The 21,896-nt window shown below is 45.5% G+C and carries 19 protein-coding genes; 6 read left to right on the forward strand and 13 right to left on the reverse strand.

Annotation, left to right across the window (positions count from 1 at the left end; all coding sequences use genetic code 11):
• Nucleotides 1-95: 95 nt before the first annotated feature.
• The 7 genes from ACSFXN_RS01855 to ACSFXN_RS01885 form a co-directional block, all read right to left on the reverse strand.
• Complete coding sequence (locus ACSFXN_RS01855; RefSeq protein ID WP_300990184.1) at nt 96-1,229, reverse strand: bifunctional cystathionine gamma-lyase/homocysteine desulfhydrase; 1,134 nt, start codon at nt 1,227-1,229, stop codon at nt 96-98.
• Nucleotides 1,230-1,240: 11 nt separating this feature from the next.
• On the reverse strand, nt 1,241-2,161 hold the full coding sequence (locus tag ACSFXN_RS01860; protein WP_437148512.1) for a PLP-dependent cysteine synthase family protein: 921 nt from the start codon (nt 2,159-2,161) through the stop codon (nt 1,241-1,243).
• Between the two features lie 11 nt (nt 2,162-2,172).
• Nucleotides 2,173-2,646, reverse strand: coding sequence for an S-ribosylhomocysteine lyase (locus tag ACSFXN_RS01865; protein WP_437148514.1), 474 nt, complete (start codon nt 2,644-2,646; stop codon nt 2,173-2,175).
• A gap of 248 nt (nt 2,647-2,894) precedes the next feature.
• Nucleotides 2,895-3,533: a class I SAM-dependent DNA methyltransferase gene (locus ACSFXN_RS01870; RefSeq protein WP_437148515.1), complete on the reverse strand. Its 639-nt coding sequence runs from the start codon at nt 3,531-3,533 to the stop codon at nt 2,895-2,897.
• Between the two features lie 101 nt (nt 3,534-3,634).
• The gene (locus tag ACSFXN_RS01875; RefSeq protein ID WP_437148516.1) at nt 3,635-4,276 is read right to left on the reverse strand and encodes a YczE/YyaS/YitT family protein; all 642 of its coding nucleotides are present in this window, start codon (nt 4,274-4,276) and stop codon (nt 3,635-3,637) included.
• A gap of 140 nt (nt 4,277-4,416) precedes the next feature.
• A complete protein-coding gene (gene ybaK, locus ACSFXN_RS01880) occupies nt 4,417-4,905 on the reverse strand; it encodes a Cys-tRNA(Pro) deacylase (protein ID WP_437148517.1) in 489 nt (162 codons plus the stop codon).
• Between the two features lie 56 nt (nt 4,906-4,961).
• Nucleotides 4,962-7,136, reverse strand: a complete 2,175-nt coding sequence (locus ACSFXN_RS01885) for a DNA topoisomerase III (protein ID WP_437148518.1) — start codon at nt 7,134-7,136, stop codon at nt 4,962-4,964.
• Nucleotides 7,137-7,359: 223 nt separating this feature from the next.
• Between ACSFXN_RS01885 and ACSFXN_RS01890 the strand changes: the two genes are divergently transcribed.
• On the forward strand, nt 7,360-8,301 hold the full coding sequence (locus ACSFXN_RS01890; RefSeq protein WP_437148519.1) for a nuclease-related domain-containing protein: 942 nt from the start codon (nt 7,360-7,362) through the stop codon (nt 8,299-8,301).
• A 164-nt stretch (nt 8,302-8,465) separates the two neighbouring features.
• Here the strand turns inward: ACSFXN_RS01890 and ACSFXN_RS01895 are convergent, their stop codons facing one another.
• Nucleotides 8,466-9,029, reverse strand: coding sequence for an NADPH-dependent FMN reductase (locus ACSFXN_RS01895; RefSeq protein WP_437148520.1), 564 nt, complete (start codon nt 9,027-9,029; stop codon nt 8,466-8,468).
• A 164-nt stretch (nt 9,030-9,193) separates the two neighbouring features.
• The gene (locus tag ACSFXN_RS01900; RefSeq protein WP_437149145.1) at nt 9,194-11,011 is read right to left on the reverse strand and encodes a cation:proton antiporter; all 1,818 of its coding nucleotides are present in this window, start codon (nt 11,009-11,011) and stop codon (nt 9,194-9,196) included.
• Nucleotides 11,012-11,180: 169 nt separating this feature from the next.
• On the opposite strand from ACSFXN_RS01900, the gene ACSFXN_RS01905 reads away from it, so the two are divergent.
• Both ACSFXN_RS01905 and ACSFXN_RS01910 read left to right on the forward strand, forming a co-directional pair.
• Nucleotides 11,181-11,390 carry an SE1832 family protein gene (locus ACSFXN_RS01905; protein WP_436837148.1) on the forward strand — a complete coding sequence of 70 codons (210 nt, stop codon included), beginning with the start codon at nt 11,181-11,183 and terminating at the stop codon, nt 11,388-11,390.
• Nucleotides 11,391-11,893: 503 nt separating this feature from the next.
• The gene (locus ACSFXN_RS01910) at nt 11,894-13,456 is read left to right on the forward strand and encodes an ABC-F family ATP-binding cassette domain-containing protein (RefSeq protein WP_437148521.1); all 1,563 of its coding nucleotides are present in this window, start codon (nt 11,894-11,896) and stop codon (nt 13,454-13,456) included.
• A gap of 42 nt (nt 13,457-13,498) precedes the next feature.
• Here the strand turns inward: ACSFXN_RS01910 and ACSFXN_RS01915 are convergent, their stop codons facing one another.
• The 3 genes from ACSFXN_RS01915 to ACSFXN_RS01925 form a co-directional block, all read right to left on the reverse strand.
• Nucleotides 13,499-14,953, reverse strand: coding sequence for a phospholipase D family protein (locus tag ACSFXN_RS01915; protein WP_437148522.1), 1,455 nt, complete (start codon nt 14,951-14,953; stop codon nt 13,499-13,501).
• A gap of 107 nt (nt 14,954-15,060) precedes the next feature.
• Nucleotides 15,061-15,597: an RNA polymerase sigma factor gene (locus tag ACSFXN_RS01920; protein ID WP_437148523.1), complete on the reverse strand. Its 537-nt coding sequence runs from the start codon at nt 15,595-15,597 to the stop codon at nt 15,061-15,063.
• A 294-nt stretch (nt 15,598-15,891) separates the two neighbouring features.
• Complete coding sequence (locus ACSFXN_RS01925; protein ID WP_437148524.1) at nt 15,892-17,145, reverse strand: hemolysin family protein; 1,254 nt, start codon at nt 17,143-17,145, stop codon at nt 15,892-15,894.
• A gap of 147 nt (nt 17,146-17,292) precedes the next feature.
• Between ACSFXN_RS01925 and ACSFXN_RS01930 the strand changes: the two genes are divergently transcribed.
• Nucleotides 17,293-18,669, forward strand: coding sequence for a dipeptidase (locus ACSFXN_RS01930; protein WP_437148525.1), 1,377 nt, complete (start codon nt 17,293-17,295; stop codon nt 18,667-18,669).
• 542 nt (nt 18,670-19,211) lie between these two features.
• Here the strand turns inward: ACSFXN_RS01930 and ACSFXN_RS01935 are convergent.
• Complete coding sequence (locus ACSFXN_RS01935; RefSeq protein WP_301855324.1) at nt 19,212-20,090, reverse strand: SDR family oxidoreductase; 879 nt, start codon at nt 20,088-20,090, stop codon at nt 19,212-19,214.
• Nucleotides 20,091-20,255: 165 nt separating this feature from the next.
• Here ACSFXN_RS01935 and ACSFXN_RS01940 point away from each other — a divergent pair, with 165 nt between their 5' ends.
• A complete protein-coding gene (locus tag ACSFXN_RS01940) occupies nt 20,256-20,822 on the forward strand; it encodes a glycerol-3-phosphate acyltransferase (RefSeq protein WP_437148526.1) in 567 nt (188 codons plus the stop codon).
• Between the two features lie 132 nt (nt 20,823-20,954).
• Nucleotides 20,955-21,809, forward strand: a complete 855-nt coding sequence (locus tag ACSFXN_RS01945; protein ID WP_437148527.1) for a DegV family protein — start codon at nt 20,955-20,957, stop codon at nt 21,807-21,809.
• The last annotated feature ends 87 nt before the right edge of the window (nt 21,810-21,896 follow it).

The following is a 21,896-nucleotide window of genomic DNA, read 5'->3' on the forward strand; positions in this document are numbered from 1 at the left end:
CCACAGAATTATCCATTTAAAAAAGTTATTTGACATTTTTGACATTTTATTATTTTATTGCACAAAAAAACCGCCTCGAGGGCGGTTTTTCCTTATTATTTTAATGCATTTGTTAAATCTTCAATTAAATCTTCGGCATCTTCAATGCCTACGGAAATGCGCACTAACCCTTCCACAATGCCAAGCTCCGCGCGGCGTTCCACAGGGATTGAAGCATGCGTCATTTGAGCCGGTACAGAAATCAAGCTTTCTACCGCTCCCAAACTCTCAGCAAGTGTGAAGTATTTCAGTTTCGCAAGCAATTCGCCTGCTTTTTCTTTGCTTCCCACGTCAAATGAAATCATTGCACCAAATCCGTCTGCCTGTTTCTTCATCATTTCATGGCCAGTATGCGTTGAAAGGCCAGGGTAGATCACAGCATTTACTGCTTCATGCTGATCAAGGAATTCAGCGATTTTCTGCGCATTGGCAGTTGCTTCTTCCATACGGATACCAAGCGTTTTCAATCCGCGGATCAGTAGCCATGAATCCTGCGGCCCTAAAATTGCCCCGATTGAGTTTTGAACGAAATGGAGGTCTTCTGCCAATTCCGCAGAATTTACTACCACTAAACCAGCCACTACGTCACTATGCCCGCCGATATATTTGGTGGCACTATGCAAGACAATATCGGCACCAAGTTTGATCGGGTTTTGCAAATAAGGTGTCATGAACGTATTGTCGACAATCGTCATCAGATTTTTCGATTTTGCGAAAGCAGAGATTTGTTCAATGTCCGTTACTTTCAGTAATGGATTTGTTGGTGTTTCAATGAAAATCGCTTTCGTATTTTCTTTTACAGCTGCTTCAACAGCCGCTAAGTCGCCTGTATCGACAAAGGTAAACTCCAAACCGAAGCGGTTCAAGACTTTATTGACAACACGGTATGTACCCCCGTAAACATCGTCAGTTAGGATAATATGATCTCCAGCTGAGAACAGCATCATAACCGATGAAATGGCTGCCATTCCTGAGCCGAATGCAAAGCCCGCGTGTCCGTATTCAACGTCAGCAATCAATTCTTCCAAGGCATGGCGCGTCGGATTGCCTGTGCGTGAATATTCATATCCTTTGAATTTCCCAACAGCTTCCTGTTTATACGTGCTTACTTGATAAATTGGTGTGGAGACTGCTCCAGTCGCTTCGTCTCCAAAAATTCCACCATGGATTAATCTAGTTTTTGGTTTCATGAATGATCCTCCTAAAATGTTCTTCCATAAATATCTTGGCTCATATAGCGTTCACTTGAATCAGCAAAGATGGTTACGATATGGCTGCCCGGTTTTGCAGTTTCTGCTTCTCTCATCGCTGCGACAAATGCCGCTCCTGAAGAACTTCCGACAAGCAGACCTTCACGTTTCGCCAACTCTCTCAATGCTTCGAACGCTTCTTTATCTAAAATCGTATGGATTGAGTTGAAATGAGTTCGGTCCATGTAATCCGGCAAAAACTCCATGCCAATGCCTTCCGTCAAATGCGGACCTGATTCACCGCCATTGATGATTGAGCCTTCCGGTTCCACAATGACAGTTTTGATGTCTGCATTTTTTGATTTTAAAAAACGCGAAGTTCCGGCAAACGTACCGCCTGAACCTGCTCCTGCTACAAAAATGTCAATCTTGCCGTCCAGCGCTTCCCATAATTCCGGACCGAGCGTCCGGACATAAGTTTCCGGATTGGCCGGATTTGAAAACTGGGACGGTGAAAAAGCATCAAGTTGCTCAGCCAGTTCATTGGCTTTCGCAATCGCGCCTTTCATGCCAAGTTCAGTTGGTGTATTGATCACTTCTGCTCCAAGCGCGCGCATCAAGGACTGTTTTTCCTGGCTGAACTTTTCCGGTACCACAAATTTCACTTTATAGCCTTTCCCAATTGCGGCAAGCGCCAATCCGATTCCGGTATTGCCGGCAGTCGGTTCAATCATCGTTCCGCCCGGTTTTAATACTCCCCGGCTTTCCGCATCTTCTATCAAAGAAACACCCAGGCGGTCTTTCACGCTGCCGCCCGGATTAAAGAATTCTAATTTAGCAAAGATCCGGCAATTATTGGGAATGTCGATATGTGTTAACTCAAGTAACGGTGTATTGCCGATCAACTGCTGGATTTCGGTTGCAAATTTCATGCTCATTCTCCTTAAACAGTTTCTTCCGCAAATACTTGGCGCCACTCGTCTTTTTTAGCCAGCATTTCACGCGCTAATTCTTTTGCGCCTTCCAGACTGTGGCTTGCTGCCCATCCGCATTGCACTTCGTTGCAGGCCGGCACTTCGTCCGCTGCAATAACATCTTTTAATGTGTTTTCCAAAATGCGTAAAATATCATCAAAATCATCATGGTTAATCACGGATAAATAATAACCAGTCTGGCAGCCCATTGGCCCGATATCAATGATTTGATCAGAATGATTTCGGCTATGCTCCGCCATCATATGCTCAAGAGAATGAAGAGCCGGCATATCCATATGTTCTTTGTTCGGCTGTTTGAAACGGATATCGTATTTGCGGATCGTGTCGCCATTTGCGCCCGTTTTTTCTCCAGCTAAACGTACATATGGGGCAACCACTTTTGTATGGTCCAAATTAAAGCTTTCAACATTCATTTTTTTCATGGGTATCGTCTCCTTATAAGTTAGTGTTTTTATTGGTTTTCTGAGTGTCGAGTTCAGCACCTAGCTCATCGAGACGCTTCAGACTGGCCTGCCTTCCAGCGCTTGTCGGAGCTGAACAGGCATTTAACCTTTCTTAGTGTCCAGTTTCAGCGCCTAGCTCCTCGGGTCGTAAGCCAATTCGGCTGTGCGGCTGAAAAAAAGCCGCTTCGCCAAATCGTCTTACGCCTGTCGGAGCTGAGACAGGCGCTTCAACCTTTCTTAGTAGCCTCTATTAACCAAACATACCCGTTCAATTGAGTGAACTCAACTGAAAAGCCTGCTGTTTCGATCAATTCTTTCATTGCCGGCAGTGTCGTGTAGTATTCACGGTTTAAATCTTCCACAAGATTAACATACCCGCGTGATGCTTCAAATTCAATTTTCTGCTGTTTTGCTTCTAAGGATTCAAACACCGTATCCGCAAACACCACTTTGCCGCCTACTGGGAGCTTTTCCGCATACAGCTGGAACGCCTGAGCTTTTTCTTCATCCGTCAAATGATGGAAAGCGTAAGTGCTGACAAAGGTTTTCGCTTTAATTTTATCGTCAAACTGCAGAAAATCCCCGTCCATTAATTTTAATTCCGCTAATTTTCCAGCAGTTACTTCACGCATTGCCTGATTGGGTTCAATTCCTGTCACTTCAAGCCCGCGTGCCAATAGTTTCTCCGTCAAGTTTCCAGTGCCTACTCCGAATTCCACTACCGGGCTGATAGCTAAATCGGCGACTGCCTGCAATATTTCATCGTATTTTACGAAAACATCTTCATATTCTTTATCTTTTCCATAAACTGAATCGTCGTAAGTATGAACCCACTCATCAAATATTTCTACGAACTCACGTCCCATATAAATTCCCCTTTGATTGCCTATTTTTATAAAACCAATAGCCTTACTTGGTTTTATTTATAACATATTAAAGAAGGCGTTTCAACTTTCTGAAACGCCTTTTAAATTTTTAGAGCAGGAGGTACGCTGTCTTTTTTATCGATAATTTTTTTCAACAACTTTTCGAATTGCGGTAATGACACTTGCACGATTCTGCCAGTCAATAATGCAACAGCGACGGTTCCGATTCCGACCGGCCCACCGAGCATCCAGCCGATAAACGCGACGGTAATTTCAATGACTGCCCGGACGACCGAGATGCTGAGGCCTGTCTTTTCAACGATGATCAGCATCAAACTATCACGCGGGCCTGCACCGATTCTTGGTGACACGTAAAGACCGACTCCATAGCCGGAAATGGTAATGCCAACAAGAAAAATGAGTATTTGTCCAACCAGCGTTTCAATATCCGGTATCAGCCAATTGAATACATCGATGAAAACTCCAATCAGCAGCATATTCAAGAATGTGCCGATTTGCGGGAACTTCCGTGTGAACAGCATTGTGGAAACGATAACTGCAAGACCCACTATAATTGCCCAAGTGCCGATACTAAGACCGAAATTCTTGAAGAGGCCGACATTCAATACATCCCAAGGACTGATGCCAAGTTTGTCCGCTTTGATGATCATGGTAAAGCCTAATGCTAAAACAATAAGTCCACTAATGAAAAACAGCCACCGATAAAAAAAAGCGCGTCCCATCCCCATCCTTCTTTCTATTATGTATTGATAAAAAGCCATCCATCTCAAAAAGAACGGATGGTTTTTATTTTTCTTTAGCAGTCAGTAAGGGTTCCGCTTCTCCGAGTGGGAAACCCGCTGACCATAAAAGTCCGATTAATTCAACCAGCAATCACAATAGCAGCATACTGGCCGCCAGTCGCTTGGATCAAATCGTCAGGGGCCAGTTTTAATTGCATGCCGATTTTTCCGGCGGAGACGATAATTTCATCCAACGATTCCGCCTGCTCAGCGAGAAAAGTCGGAAATGCCTTTTTCATGCCGAGCGGTGAACAGCCTCCGCGAATATAGCCGGTCAAGCCTAAAATGTCTTTAACAGGAACCATTTCTATTTTCTTCTCGCCTGCCGCTTTGGCAGCAGCTTTCAAGTCCAGCTCTTCCGCTACTGGAATTACAAAGACATAATTCTGTTTTGAGTTCCCGGCAGCTACTAAAGTTTTGTAGACCATCTCCGGTGAAAAACCGATTTTGGCCGCAACAGAAACGCCATCGATCTTGCCGTCTTCCGGATCATATTGCAGAACTTCGTGCGCAATTTTCTCTTTTTCCAATATGCGCGCTGCATTGGTTTTCACGATTTTCTTTGCCACAGGCTGCACCTCACACGCTCTATTTTCAACAAGCATATCATGCCAGCGCTTGGATTTTAATCGTTCTGCCCCAATAATTTTTTCAGCGCATCTGCCATTGCTGTATTCACAGGCGTGTCGTCCTGCTGTTTCAAGTATTTATTGACATCTTTCTTCGTCGCTTTTGACTGATTGGCATTGCGTCGTTTTTCGAATGCCGACAGTTTTTCGCGGTGGCCGCATTGGCAGGCGAACATTTTGCCTTCCCCTTCGCCGCGCATTTCCATGCGTTTATGGCAGACCAGGCAACGGGCATTGGTCTGCACCGCTACTTGCTTTTTATAGCCGCATTCGCGGTCCTGGCAGACGTACATCTTGCCGCGTTTGCCGTTTACTTCAAGAAGCGGCTTGCCGCAATCCGGGCAAGTCTTGCCAGTAACGTTGTCGTGCTTGAATTTTTTGTCGCTCTTTTTGATATCCGACACTGACTTTTGGGCGAACGCAATCATTTCTTTCATGAACTGCTCTTTTTTCATCTGCCCTTTTGCAATTTTAGTCAACTGCTGCTCCCAGCTTGCGGTCAGCTTCGGAGATTTCAAATCTTCCGGAACAAGTTCAAGCAATTGGCGGCCTTTCGACGTAATCGTTAAATCTTTGCCTTTCTTCTCGATTAAGAATGTATTGAACAATTTATCGATGACATCGGCGCGTGTCGCAACCGTTCCAAGTCCGCCTGTTTCACCAAGTGTTTGGATCAACTCTTTGGATTCGCCGGCCATGAACTGTGACGGGTTTTCCATCGCCCCAAGGAGCGTTCCTTCATTGAAGAAAGCTGGCGGCTTGGTCTTGCCGTCTGTCAGGGCGATTCCTTTAATATGGAGCTTCTGCCCTTTTTCAAATGGCGGCAATGTCGTATCGCCGTCTTCTTCGTCGTCATTGTAAACGCGTTTCCAGCCTTCATTGCGGATCGTATTGCCTTTTGTCTGGAAGGTTTCGCCGCCTGCAGTGATGATCACCGTTGTCTGGTCGTATTCGTACATCGGGTAAAAGACGGCCAGGAAGCGCTTGACGATCATGTCGTATAATTTATGCTCTTTATCGGATAAATTATGAAGCTGCGGCGTTTCTTCCGTCGGGATGATGGCATGGTGATCACTGACTTTATTGTCATCGACCACGCCTTTTTGCGCAGCCACCGGCGTTTTCAGGATGGTAGCGGCCAACGCCCGGTAAGGTCCGACTTGCACCGCTTTGATGCGGTCTTTTAATGTATCTTTCATGTCAGACGTCAAATGCTTCGAATCGGTCCGCGGGTATGTGACGATTTTATAACGCTCGTATAAGCCTTGCAGCGTGTTGAGCGTCTCTTTCGCCGACCAGCTGTAGCGCTTATAGGCTTCTTTTTGAAGTTCGGTCAAGTCGAATAAAGGCGGCGCCGGCTGCTTCTTCGGCGTGACTTTCACTTCCGTGACCGTTCCTTCATGCGTATTGCCCAGTTTGTTGAACAGCTTGTCGATTTTTTCTTTATCAAATGACTGCGTCGAGTTGCCGTCAGTCCATGTAAAAGCGGCTTGTTCCGTAATTGCCTGCATGCCGTAGTATGGCTTCGGCTGGAAATTGCGGATTTGCTGCTCGCGTTCGGCAATCATTGCGAGCGTCGGCGTCTGGACACGTCCGGTTGATAATTGCGCATTGTATTTTACCGTCAATGCGCGTGTGGCATTGATGCCGACCACCCAGTCCGCTTCCGCACGGGCAACTGCTGCCTGGAACAGGTTTTCATAGGCTTTACCGTCTTTCAGATTGTTGAAGCCATCTTTGATTGCTTTATCGGTGACAGAAGAAATCCACAACCGCTTGATCGGCTTGCGCGTTTTCGTTTTTTCCAGGATCCAGCGTGCGACGAGTTCCCCTTCGCGCCCGGCATCGGTTGCAATGATGACTTCATTGACATCGCTGCGGTTTAATTGCGCTTTTACTGCATTGTATTGTTTCATTGACTGTTTAATCGGCACGAGTTTAAACGGATCCGGAATAATCGGCAAGTTCTCCATTTTCCATTCTTTGAAGTCGTTGTCGTATTGCTCCGGCTGTGCCTGTGTCACCAAATGGCCAAGCGCCCATGTGACGATATATTGTTTGCCTTCCAAAAATCCATTGCCTTTTTGTGAACATCCCAGTACGCGTGCAATATCGCGTGCTACGGATGGCTTTTCTGCAAGTACTACTGATTTCAATTTATTCACCCTCATTTCGTATAGCGTATATTATAGCATCTTCCGGTTTTGATGGCTTTTCGCGGGGGTTGGAAAGTATTTGTCGGTTTGCGGACAGTATTTTCTAAGTATGGACAGTATTTTATGCTGTGCGGACAGTAAATCTCGGTTCCCGGACAGTAGCCAGCTTTTTTCCAATTTCAACTTGCTGTCTTCACTTTTGTAAGCTATATTCATAAAGAAGAAAGGAGTTGTTAGATTGATACTTAAACAACGCCAGGCTCCAGCCGAACTCTTCCAGCTCGAAAGTTTGCTCAAGAGACTTCCTCCTACCCATATCCAATTCCCCCATTGGACAGAAAAACTTCGCCGAATCAGCGCCGGCTATCACGGCGAACAACGCATTGATTCCCTTTGGCACGAAATCGGCATCCCAATCCCCCACTATTTTATCCATGATTTATTTATTCAAAAACAGCAATCCTCACATCAAATCGACACTCTTCTTATAACCAGCCATTTCATTTTAATTCTTGAAATCAAAAGCATTTCCGGCCTGCTAAATTTCGATTCTCAGACACGTCAGTTCTCGCGGACAAACAAAGACGGCAGCATTGACGGCATGCGGAATCCCGATGACCAAGTACGGCGCCATGAGAAATGGGTTGAGCAATTCCTAACCGAACGTAAAATAAAACTGCCCGTTATCGGTGCCATCGTCTTTACCTATCCTTCTGCAGTTATTCAATCGAGAGCTGGAAAACGCATCATGATCCAATCTTCAGGTCTGCCTTTTTTGATGGATCAATTGCTGCGGGACCAGCTGCAAGTAAGGATTACAAAAAAGCGGACTGAATCACTCGCATTGGAGTTAGCTGCTATCCATTCAAGCAAGCAACCCATTTTACTGAGGATGCCAAATTCATTATTGAAGGGAGTCCTTTGTCCGAATTGCGTGGTTCGCCAATTGCTCTATACTCGTAAAAGGTGGCGCTGTGACACTTGCCTATTCGCTGAGGCTGACAGCCATCTATTGGCATTGAAACAATATCGTTATTTGATCGGGCCGACTATTTCTAATAGAGAATTTCGTGATTTTACAGGTATAAGCTCTACAACTACGGCATCTAAGCTGCTTAAGGCCACTAATATGCCTTATAAAGGAAGTTATAAAGACAGGGTATACTTTATTCCGGATTAATTAAGTATTTTACGTCGAAAAGAAAGTATTCTACGGCGGAAGGAAAGTATTTCGCTTCGGAAGGAAAGTAAATCCTATAACTAGTAATGATATAAATAAAGTTTGATTTTATTTCCAGCAAATAAAGCAAAAAAACCTCCCGCGGGAGGTTTTTCTTCTGCCAATCAAGGATTGTCAATCGTTTCCTTGGATAAATGCTTGCTCATCTCAGCATATTGGACGAAAACACGTGCCAATTCGCGCAAGCGATCGTGAACGTCTTCATTAATGATAGTATTGTTGTCATCAAAATGGCTAGTGTGCGTATACACATAGTTCGGCGTTACGAGGCAGCGGAAATAATCGAGTATCGGCTTCAGCTGATTTTCGATGACCAGATGATGCTGATACGTGCCACCGTTTGCTACGATGGAAACCGGCTTATAGCGCATTGTGCGAGGGTGCAGCATATCAAATGTGTTTTTCAGCACTCCAGGAATAGAGCCTTGGAAAATCGGAGATGCGATAATGTAGCCATCTGCATTTTCAAAGCGGCGAACGATTTCCCGCATATCCTCGTTGTATTCGCCAAGTGGCCGGCCATCAACAAATTGATGGTCATAGTCAGCCAAGTTTAAAATGAGAAGCTCCATGTCCGGATTGAAATCTTTGATATATGTTTGCACTTGCTCCAAAATCACACCGGTCTTCGAACCAATAATGGTTCCATCCACTAATAAAATCTTCATAAGATAAATCCTCCTTGAATACGTATCTGCCGGACAGTTCCGCTGTCCCTGAATGTCTCACTTTGAAAAACTTAACAGAGTTTCCCAAAGCTGATTTACTTTATCATAGCAAAGTCCGATTCATAATACGCATTGATTGAGCTTATCCAAGTCAGATTTCATTCTTAAGACTGAATTCCGCTTTTAATCCGGCTGGTTTCCAATTTCTCTTGCGTGCGGATTTCCTGATGGGCCGGCGGTGAAAAGCTGACAATGGTATCTCCTGTTTTCGGTTCCGCCCCGTTTTCAGCGGTAAAGAATTCAATCTTTCCTTGCGCCCGCTCAATGAATAAAGGAATGGTGCCTTCCACTGACTTCTCACGGAATTTTTCATAAGTAAATTGCTCAGTCAACTGCGTTTTCCGCATGGCGTATCCTTCCTCAGCCTTTTCTTCAAGTGCCTGGATGTTCCATTCTGACCCAAATAAGGTTTTGCCGCTGAGCGAAGCATGGAAATCTTTCGGATTTCCTATATGGATAGCAGTTTGGAATAAATGCGTCCGCCCCAGTTTCGGCACGAAATTACTGGTAACCAATGAATTATACGAATCGTTCTCACTCGCTACAATCATCGTTTCATAAGGCGTTAAATCTTTTTCGTACTCGGTATGTTCCGATAGGATGTCTCCGTTAAAATTTGGCACTCCTTCCTCGCGGGCCAATCGCAGGCGGCCCCACGCGGAGTCCACAATCAAAACGTTCTTATTCATATCGTGCAGCATTTTGCCAAGTTTCACAGTGAACCGGCTGCTCCCAACAATCAGTATTCCGGGTTCAACGGATGAAACAAGCCCCAGCTTCCTCCCGAGCCAGCCGATGGAAAATCCATGTGCCACGACGGTTGAAAAGACCAAGGCAAACGTCAGCGCCGTCAATAATTCCGCATCTTCGAATCCTGCGTCCATCAATGTCGCGCCAAAGTAGCCGGAGACTGTCAGCGCAACAATTCCGCGCGGCGCAATCCAGCCGACCAACAACTTTTCCTGGAACGATAAATCAGTTCCGATTGTTGAAAGCCAGATAGACAAAGGGCGGACGATAAAGAGCATCGCCAGGACAAAGGCGATAATCCGAGGATTAAAGATTCCAATCAATATGTCCAAGCTCAACGATGCCGTCAGCATAACGAAAATGCTCGAGATTAACAGCACCGAAATATTTTCTTTGAAATGGCGCATTTCATTGATGGATGTGATATTCATATTCGCCATCATGATGCCCATTGACGTAACGGCAAGCAATCCTGTTTGGGGCATAACGGTATCTGAAACGGCAAATACCAGCAGCACAACCGCAAACACCATCGGCGACTTGAGGAATTCAGGCACTTGCCCTTTTTCGAACATCCTGCCCATCCCCCAGCCGGCAACAAGGCCAAGGAGCACTGAAAACAATGAGGCTAAAAAGAACAAGCCGAACGCCGATGCGGATTCTTCTCCCATTGCGAATAAAACAAATTGAAAAGCAAATAATGCCAGCAATGCACCGAAAGGATCGACGATAATGCCTTCCCATTTCAAAATCGCTGCCGGACGAGGTTTTAATTTTGCCTGCCGCAGCATCGGCAGAATCACTGTTGGTCCGGTAACAATGAACAAGCCGCCGATAACAAACGAAACGGCGAGTGACAGACCGGCCATATAGTGAGCGGCGAGCGATCCCGCAATCCAGGCGATAAACGCCCCCCATGTAGCAATGCGCCATAGTGGCTTGCTGAAGTTTTTTACTTCTTTAAAATTTAAATTCAGGCTTCCTTCAAATAAAATAATGGCGACAGCCAATGAAATGATCGGGCCGAATAATTCACCGAACCTTTCCGCTGGAGAAATGATGCCGAATATGGGACCTACCAGAAGCCCGGAAATCGACATAAGGACAATGGCAGGTAGCTGCAGCCGCCAAGCAATCCATTGCGATAAAACTCCAAGGAAAAAAATCAGCATTAAACCGAATAAGATAGAATCAATGAGATATTGCCTCCTTTTTTTGATAGTTAAATCATACTTTTTTTCTTCTGCTAAAACTTCCTTGACCATTATAGAGGTTTTACCATTGATGTGAAAAGCAACAACTAAGCCGTAAGGGATTTAAAATTGTGTATAATGTGATACAATGGAAAAAAATCTAAGGGTGAATCTAGTGAACCGACAGGAACTTGAGTATGAAATTGCTGAACTAAAAAGTGATTACACACGCCAACAAGGTGATATTGAAAAGCTGGAAACTACTGGACATGCAAGAATGGTGGACCAGGCAGAAGAACGCTTGGAAAAAATGGAACAACGCCTCGCGGAATTGAATAAAAAACTCGCGGAACTGTAGCCCGCGAATTTTTTTTTGCATTTCTCCCCTTCGTCCCTTATCCCTCAAGGACTTTATACTTTTTTATGGCCCAGCTGCAGCGGCGAAGGTTTCGGGTCATAAGCCAACCCAGCTGTGCGGCAAAGAACGCCACTTCGCTGGTCTGTCTTATGCCTGTCAGAGCTGAACAGGCACTTCTACTTTTCTTGTGTCCAGCTCCGGCGCCTGCGCTTTTCTTATGGTCTAGCTGCAGCGGCGAGGTTCTCGGGTCATAAGCCAACCCGACTGTGCGGCTGGAAAAATGCCGCTTCGCCGGTTTGTCTTATGCCCGTCGAACCTGAACCGCCGCTTCCGCTTTTCTTGTGTCCAGCTCCGGCGCCTAGCTCCTCGAGTCGCTTCAGTCTGGCCTGCGATGGCAAAGAGCGCCATCACTGCCCAGCCTTTTAGCGCTTGTCGGAGCTACACAGGCGCCTGCGCTTTTCTTAGCACCTACACTTTTCTTAAAATATGGAGGAATTAAATAAATGAGTTTATTAACAGTAGAGAATTTAAGCCATACTTTCGGAGACCGCACACTTTTCAATGATGTGTCGTTCCGTCTAGTTGAAGGCGAACATGTGGGCCTTGTCGGAGCTAACGGCGTCGGCAAATCCACATTGATGAATATTTTAACAGGGAAAATCATGTACGACTCCGGACGGGTTGAATGGCAGCCGAAGACACATTACGGCTATTTGGACCAGCATACCCAATTGACGCCTGGGCGCACAATGCGCGAAACGCTTCAAGATGCCTTCCTGCCGCTTTATAAAAAAGAGGCAGAATTGAATGACATCGCTATGCAAATGGGCGATGCCGATCCTGACCGCCTTGAAGAACTTCTTGAAGAAATGGCCGAAGTGCAAGATGCATTGGATGCCGGCGACTTCTACACGCTTGATGTAAAAATTGAAGAGATTGCACGCGGTCTTGGGCTTGACGCAATCGGATTGGAACGCCCGGTTGAAGCTCTGTCAGGGGGACAGCGGACAAAACTGCTTCTTGCCAAATTGCTTTTGGAAAAACCGAAAGTCCTTTTGCTGGATGAGCCGACCAACTATCTGGATGAAGAACATATTCAATGGCTTGTTAACTACTTAAAAAATTACCCGCATGCGTTCTTGTTGATTTCGCATGATACGGAATTCATGAGCAGCGTTACTGGCGTCATTTTCCACTTGGAATTTTCCCGCTTGTCCCGTTATACAGCGACTTATGAAAAATTCATCGAGCTTGCTGAGCTTGCAAAACAGCAGCATTTGGACGCTTACGAACGACAAGCCGACATGATCAAGAAAACCGAGACCTTCATCGCAAAAAACAAAGCGCGGGCGTCCACAACTGGACGCGCAAAATCGCGCCAGAAGCAATTGGATCGCATGGACCGCATTGAAAAACCGGAAATTGCAGCCAAACCGCAATTTTCATTTAAAGAAACCCGCAGCCCGAGCCGCTATGTAGTAGAAGCAGAAGCTTTGACCATCGGCTATGACAAGCCGCTTCTTCCGCCTCTCACATTCATGATTGAACGCGGCGAGAAAATCGCGCTTGTCGGCATGAACGGCGTCGGTAAATCGACTTTGCTGAAAACAATGCTTGGCAAGATCAAACCTTTGGACGGCGATGTTCTGCGCGGGGAATACTTGACTCCGAGCTATTTCGAGCAGGAAGTCAAAGCACCTACCCACACACCGCTTGATGAAATCTGGGCTGCTTATCCGAGCTTGGATCAAGGCCAAGTACGCGGCGCTCTTGCCCGGACTGGATTGAAAAACGAACATATTTCCCGTTCGATGACGCAATTGAGCGGCGGCGAACAAGCCAAAGTCCGCTTATGCAAATTAATGATGGAAGAAAGCAATTGGCTGATTTTCGATGAACCGACAAACCACTTGGATATTGACGCGAAAGCGGAATTAAAACGTGCAATGCAAGCCTATAAAGGCACAATCGTCCTCGTCAGCCATGAACCTGAATTTTACGAGGGATTGGCAACAAAAGTCTGGAACGTTGAAGAATGGATCAATGCTGGCAAGCAATCTCTTTAATAACATACGAACGGCCTCTCCTTTTTAAGGAGAGGCCATTTTTTAATAGGTTGTTAATTTAAATATCTTTTGGAATCCGTATACCCCGCGCTGCCAAAATGAGAATTCATCCTGGAATTTTTCAACGTCCAGGGTATAAAGCGCGTCTTCATTTGTCCATAAGCGATTGAAATAGCTATCCATTTCCCCGACTAGCTCGCTGCCGTTTGGTGCCACAATTCGGATATCGGCTTCCAGATTATAATTGTCCAGTGTCCGCTCCGTATAATTCGCTGAACCTCCCATCACAATTGTTTCTTCAGGTGTCTTGATCATGATGGATTTGGTATGGAATTGTCCGACCACGGTATTATACCAGCGGACTTTCATGTTTTCATTTGCCTCTTCGTACATTTCGTTGACAACAGGGCGGTTTGGCAGTCCGGTTTTTTCCGTACCGAAAGCGTTCTCGTTCGGATCAAGAATCATCCGCACTTCCACTCCCCGGTTTGCCGCTTCTTTCAAAGCCCCGACCACATCACTTTCAGCAATATAAAACATCGCCAGCCAGATGCTGTCTCCTTTCTTCGCTTTCCCGATATCCTGTATCAACGCATCGAATATTTGACTCTCAGTCAAATATTGAGCTTTATAGTTTCCTTCTTGCTCGGCAGCCTTTATCCTTGGAAACTCAGGACCGCCTGAGAATTTGGACACCGCTTCTTCCGATTCAAGGATGTCATTTATAATCGGTCCGCTTACTGTAAAAGCCATGTTCCCATGTAGCCCGCTGGCATTGTGCGGATTTGCGGAACTGATGATCGCTTCTTTTTCGGTGACGACCGTTTTCCGGTGATTGGCTTTGATATTCATCATTTCCAGGTATGAGGCGATTGACAGTTTAGGAGCATCGCTCGACATGCCATTTGCGATCCATCCTTGGCTGTCGGTATCGAACCATTGGAACAACACACGGTAAAAGCCGGAATACAGCGGCGTGGAATCCCGCAATTGATCCAGATCGGTAAAAATAACTTCGACTCCTGCATCCTCCAATGTTCCAAGCAACTGGCTTCCATAAGAGCCATATCCGGTATTTAATGGGTCGGTGATGAAATAGATGGGCATTTCCGGATTTTCCTGTTTTTTCTTCAATAAATGATCGGTCAGCAATTCAGCTACAGCAGGATAAGCCGTTTTCTGGTCGTTATAATTATCAAATAGAAATAAATCCAATACAATAAATTCTTCCGCCTGATCAATCATGTCGTATATTTTTTTGAAAATCTGCAGTTCATATTCCTTTTCTGACCCTTTCATGTCCTGGGCATAGGAAAGGTCATAAAGCATATCAATATTTTCCACACTGTGTGTATTTCCAGCATAGGAAACTCCGGGCGGCAATGGTTTATATGTATGCCAGACAATAACCGCTATGTATAATAAAGCTAGAATTCCTGCTATTCCTCTGACAATTCTTTTTCGCTTGCTCCACCCTTGGAACCTCTTTCTTTTCATAAACCCTCCCCCTCGCTCTCATTATAGCAAGAAGAAATGAAAAGAAATTTATTATTTTTATGGAATAAAAAGCCAGCTGAAAGATTCAGCTGGCTGATAGTTTAATATTAAGCTGTTTGCACATATTCACGCGTGCGTGCATCTTCCAGCAACATGTCTTTTAACCGTTGTTTGCCTCGGAACAAGCGTGATTTTACGGTTCCAATTGATACTTTCATGGCTTCCGCTATTTCAATCAACGACAATTGGTGAACGTAGAAATACATGATGGTTGTGCGGTAAATGGAATCGAGTTCTGAAATCTTGTGGCGAATCATTACTGAAACGTCTTGCTGTTCCAAAATTTCTTCAGCTCCCGCTTCATCAGAAGGAATCAAATCAAGAAGCGAAACATCCAATCCTTCCGGCTGATGCATCACGTGCTTGCTGCGTCGTACATTTTTGCGGTACCGGTCACGAAAAGTGTTCATGCAGATGGTTGTCAACCATGCCTTTAAATGATCCACTTCCTGAATCGATGACTCATAGCGCACAACTTTTAACCACACTTCTTGCATCAAGTCTTCCGCCTCAGCTTTATTGCGAGTCAATTTTAAGCATAAATGATAAATGTATCGGTTGTATTCTGTATATAAACTTTCCATGAATAGTGCCCCCGTCCGTTTTTCTTATTAACCTTATTGTGCCTTATCCGAAGCTTACGCTCTATCGGATTCACTTTCATAAACCTTACAAAGTTGTAATTCAGAAAAGCGGAAGCGGCCGTAAAGATTCGACAGGCATAAGACGAACCGGCGAAGCGGCATCTCTTCAGCCGCACAGCCGGGTTGGCTTATGACCCGAGAATCTGGCCGCTGCAGCTGGACAATAGAAAAGCGGAAGCACCCTTTCTTTTGACAAGCATAGATGCGAAAACAAACAAAAAGAAAAACCCTGTCTTAAACAGGGTTTGCCATTATTTCTTCATCTGTATGCTTGGTAATGGTCAACCGGATGATCCGGTTGCGGTCCATTTCATTCACTTTGACGTGAAGGTTCTCGTATGTAAATTCTTCGCCTTCATCCGGCACATGGCCTAATTGCTGCATGACAAATCCGGCAATGGTGTCATGGTCGTTCGGCACTTCTACCTTGAACATATCATTGACGTCCTCAATTTCCAGACGGCCGTGGCAAGACAATTGGGTTTCGGTCATTTCGAAGACCAGCTCATCGTCTTCTACGTCCGTTTCATCTTCAATCTCCTGACCGATCATTTCCTCGATAATATCCTCATGAGTGACTATTCCAAGCGTTCCACCGTATTCATCCAGGATAACTGCCATGTGTTTTTTCTTGGACATCATCATTTTAAAGACTTTCTCGACGCTTACCGACTGCACAACAAAGAGCGGATTGTCATCCATCAGTTCCACGATCGTCAAATTCGGATTCATCGACCACTCGATCAATTTTTTCGAATAAAACAAGCCGACGATATTATCCAGACTTTCTTCGTAAACCGGATAACGTGTATAAGCAGAAGACAAAATCAAGTCCCGGACTTCCTCGTAAGTGGAATCGATTGCAATGCCCACCGTATCGGTACGATGCGTTGACATGACATCAGACACGTCTTTATTAGGGAAATCGAGAACACCTTTGATCCGTTCTGATTCTTCCTCGGCAAATGTCCCTTCAGTGGATGCAATGTCCACCATCGACCGCAATTCTTCTTTGGTCAAGGTAGCTTCTTTCACGGTTCCTTTTGAAATGATGCGAATAAAGATATTCGTAAATTTCGACAACAACCATGTAAGCGGTTTAAAAATAATGACAAAAAAACTGATGGCAGGCGCCACCACGTAAACAAGTCGATCAGCAAATGTGGCGGCAATCGTTTTTGGCAGCACTTCACCAAAAATGATGATGATGACTGTCAAAACGGCCGTTGCTAATCCCACTTCCCAGCCTCTTGTAAGTGCAATTGTTGTCACTAACGTCGGCATCAGGATATTCACTATGTTATTTCCAATTAGGATTGTCGTAATCATTCGGTCCGGCTTCGCGATCAACTTCCGTACCCGCAGCGATTTCGCATCGCCTTGTTCCGCGCGAAGATGGACCTTCATCCTATTAACAGCTGTTAACGCCGTTTCGCTTCCCGAGAAGAAGAACGACATGAATAAACAGATCCCTAATGCGATAAACAAATTTGGTTCCTCCAGTGTATAAAACACAGATTTTACGAGCTCTTTCCGTATCAAAGATTATACCATAGCAAAAATCCAAATGTCGAAAACCTTAGCTCCTATGTTATAATTTTTCCATAATTAAAAAATAAGGAATTGAGGGATAAAATGAATGCACAAGTGATAGACCAATATTTCAAAGATCACCGGGAAGAACACCTGGAAGAACTGAAAGCATTTTTGCGAATCCCTTCCATCAGTTCATTGTCAGAGCACAAAGATGATATCCGAAAAGGCGCCGAATGGCTGAGAGATGCCATGCAAAATGCAGGGCTGGAGAATGCTGAAGTCCTTGAGACTGAAGGCCATCCAGTTGTCTATGCTGACTGGCTTCATGCTGAAGGCAAACCGACTGTGCTGGTTTATGGCCATTATGACGTTCAGCCGGTTGACCCGCTGAACCTTTGGGAAACACCTCCTTTCGATCCGCATGTCCGTGACAATAAACTTTACGCGCGCGGCGCGAGTGATGACAAAGGACAAACGTTCATGCATGTAAAAGCGGTCGAAGCATTGCTTAAATTGAACGGTGAACTTCCTGTAAACATCAAATTCATCGTTGAAGGCGAAGAAGAAATCGGCAGCCCTACACTTCCTAAATACGTTGAACAGAATAAAGAACAATTAAAAGCTGATTTGATCGTCATTTCTGATACCGGCATGCAGGGCCCTGGCCGTCCGGCTGTCTGCTATGGGCTCCGCGGCCTTGCAGGCATCCAGATTGATGTCAAGGGACCAAAAGGCGACTTGCATTCCGGCCTTTACGGCGGCGCTGTCCAAAATCCACTGCATGCCATCGTGGAAATCCTGCAATCGTTCCGCGACAAAGAAGGCGTCATTCAAGTGGAAGGCTTTTATGAAGATGTCTTGGAAGTATCGGACGAAGAACGTGCGGAATTTGCGGCTTTGGAATTCGATCTTGAAAAAGAAAAACAAGATCTGGGCATTACCGAAGATTTCGGTGAGAAAGGCTATTCATTTGTCGAACGCACTTGGATCCGCCCGACACTCGAAATCAACGGCATCACCGGCGGATTTTCCGGCGAAGGCATCAAAACGGTTCTGCCTGCTGAAGCCAGCGCTAAAATCACCTGTCGCCTTGTGCCAAACCAAGATCCAGACGATATTGTCGCGAAGCTTCGTGCCCACATTGAAGCGAATAAACCAAAAGGCGTTACCGTAAAAATCACCGATTTCGATAAAGGACAACCCTTCCTGACGCCTTATGATCATCCGGCTATCCAGGCTGCAGGCCGCTCTTACGAAAAAGTTTATAATGTTAAAACTGCTTTTACCCGCATGGGCGGATCGGTTCCGATTGTCGCTGTATTTGACCAAGTTCTTGGCTTGCCGGTCGTTTTAATGGGCTTCGGTTTGTCTTCCGAGAATTTCCATGCACCAAACGAACATTTCCACTTAGAAAACTTCGACAAAGGGCTTCGCGTCATCAGCGATTACCTGTTCGAAGCAGCAGACTTGAAATAGCGGATTAAAGGCCATCCTGAAATAGGATGGCCTTTTTCAGGCCTTATATCTTCTTCTGTCATTGCGCTCCAGGTGGGACGCTTTCCGCGGACATGGCTTCAGCCGCTTCCTTCGCTTTGCTCAGTCCAGGGTCTTCAGCTCATGTTATTTCCGCTGGAGTCGCCCACCTTCCGCTGCATTCAGCTTTGTTTTGTCACCTTTAGAGACTCTCTAAAATTGTGACTGTTTTGGAAAGCTCTCTTGTATTGCCTCCTGCTCTCCAGATATGAAGCCAACCAGCGGAGAAAACCGTACTGCTCCTGCGCAAGCTCGTCGCAAAGACTTGGCCTCACAAACCTCGGCCACAAAACATGTGCTCCTGCGCAAGCTCGTCGCAAAGCTATTGACCGAAATGATTCGGCCAATAGCTTCGCAGCTGGTTGGCGGAATCTCGGTTAAGGGATGGTCACTAATACAAATTTTAACTTTCTCAACAAGCTGGTAAAGGCCATCCTTAAATAAGATGGCCTTTTTATATCCCTACTTATTCAGCATCTCCGTGTTTACGAAGACAAATAGGCTCCTCCATTAATATGCAAAAACTGCCCGGTCATATAAGCGGAGTCGGCAGAAGCCAGCAATACAAAGCTGCCCGCTAAGTCCACCGGCTGACCCGGACGCCCAAGCGGGGTAGATATTCCGAATCCAGCGACTTCTTCCTCTGAATGACTGGAAGCAACGAGCGGTGTCCAGATAGGACCTGGAGCAATGCCATTCACCCGGACCCCGTCCCTTGCAAGTTCCAGCGCCATTGCCCGAGTAAACGCTACAATTGCCCCTTTTGTCGCCGAGTAATCCACCTGTCCAGTCTGGCCGGCGTAGGCATCAATCGAGGATGTGTTGATAATGGAACTGCCCACCTGTAAATGCGGCAATACCGCTTTTGTTAAATAAAACATCGAAAATACATTCGTCGCAAACGTTTTCTGCAATTGTTCTGCTGAAATGTCCAGGATGCTGTCCTGCCTTTTTGCCCAAGCGGCATTATTGACCAGGATATCAATCTTCCCATGGATCTCGATTACGTCTTCGATGACTTTCCAGCAAAAGGCTTCGTCCGCGATATCTCCTGCATGCAGCGAACAGCGCACACCTTGCTTTTCGATCAAATGCTTTGTCGTTTCCGCATCAATATGTTCATCAAAATAGACAATCGCAAGATGGGCCCCTTCTTTAGCAAAGCCGATTGCCGCAGCTTTTCCGATGCCACTGTCCCCTCCTGTCACCACTGCCACTTTATCCGTCAGTTTGCCGCTTCCCCGGCGGCTTTCCAAATCAAAAACAGGCGGCGGATCCATATCCTTTTCCAAACCCGGCTTACGTGATTGAGATTGCGGCGGAATACCATGAGCCAAATATTTTTCACGCGTCAAATCTTCCATCATCCCCACTCCTTTTTTCCTCTTGCTATACCCGCTGTGCATTGAATCAACTCTCAATTCCTCCATAGAAAAACTGGAGATCTCTTTGGGTCTTACAGAGCGGGCTTTCCTTCTCTGCTGTAAACTGTTTAAATAGGAATAACGACACCCTTTCAGGAGGCCGGCATGGTCATTTATTGGATTGCTTCATATTTTATCGGAAATTTATTGACAGCCTGGTGGATCGGCAAATGGAAAGGCATCGACTTGCGAAAAGAGCGCACTGGCAATCTGGGTGCCCGGAATGCAGGAGCTGTAATCGGCAAAACTGCTTTTGTCCTGACTTTTTTAGGGGATGCCGCAAAAGGCGCCTTAGTTGCGGGGCTTGGACAGTATGGGGGCTTGAACGAGTGGGTTATTGCCATCGGCGGCCTTTTGGTGATTTGCGGCCATCTTTTCCCGCTGTGGCTAAAAGGCCGCGGGGGCAAAGGCATTGCTACATTTATAGGCGTGAGCTTATTGATCACGCCTTCACTTTTTCTGGTGATGTTTCTTGTTTTCGGGATTTTCTTCCCAATCCTCAAAAGCGCAACCCTGACCATGCTCACTAGTTTCTCAGCATTTATCATTGCGATTTCGCTTACTGGTCAACTATCTGTTTTATGGCCGCTGATTCTTGCAATTATCCTAATCCTGATTAAACACCAAAACGACTTGCGAGAATCATTCGAAAAACGTTTTGCTAAACTGTAGTTTAGCTGTAGACTTATCTTTTTAGACAAGTCGGAAGTTTGTCTTGAACCTCTACCTTTTAGGCTATTCGGCGCTCCTTATCCGTGCTATAGTTTAATTATTCAAAATACTTTTATGATAGGATGTTTGTAAATGAAAAAACCAATTGCTTGGGTTATGGATACCACTGGATTTGTAACAGAAGAATTTAAAGCTCATCCGGATGTTTATATCGTGCCGCTTAATATCCATTTCGGCTCAGAAGAATTTGTAGATGGAGTCGATTTAACGAATACGCAATTATATGAGCGCATTAAAAACGCTTCAGAATTCCCCAAAACTTCTCAGCCTTCTGCTGGAAAGTTTGCTGAGTTATATGAAAAGCTCCAGGAAGAGTACGAATGTGCAGTTGCCATCCATGCTTCCGCTAAACTTAGCGGCACGATTGCTTCTTCTGTTGCCGGAGCCGATATGACCGGCTTTAAAGTCTATGCTGTCGATTCATTGGCTCTGTCTTACGGATTGAGCGGATTATTAGAACGCGGCTTGGAACTGGCTGACCAAGGAATTGGCGCTGAAGAAATTGCTAAGCGCCTAGAGCAGGAAACGCAAAACTTCCGTAATTATATTTTAATCGGAAACTTGTCGCAATTGTATAAAGGAGGCCGAATGAGTGGCGCCCAGTACTATTTAGGAAGCCTTTTAAAAGTGAAACCGATTGTCCAGTTAAGCGCTGAAGGTGAATTGGTGCCAATCGACAAAGTGCGGTCCCATAAAAAAGCCGTGCAGTATTTGATCGATCATGCCAAGGCGGACCATGAAGAGTTCAAAATCGACACTTTCCAAATCATGCATGGCAATGTCCATGAGGAAGCTGAGAGCTTGAAACAAGAAGTCTTGAAAATCAATCCGCAAGCCCGCGTGCTGATAGGCGACCTCAGTTCTTCTCTTGCTGTCCACGCCGGTGAAGGGACATTAGTATTGATGTGGAGAAAACCTGTTCAGTAATACTTAGTATAAAACAAGGTATTTTCACATAAGCAAGTAATGAATAACACCTCCTTTCGTACCTTCTCATTTACTTTTTCACGGTCT

The organism is Planococcus sp. 1R117A, from assembly GCF_051417975.1.
GTDB lineage: Bacteria > Bacillota > Bacilli > Bacillales_A > Planococcaceae > Planococcus > Planococcus shenhongbingii.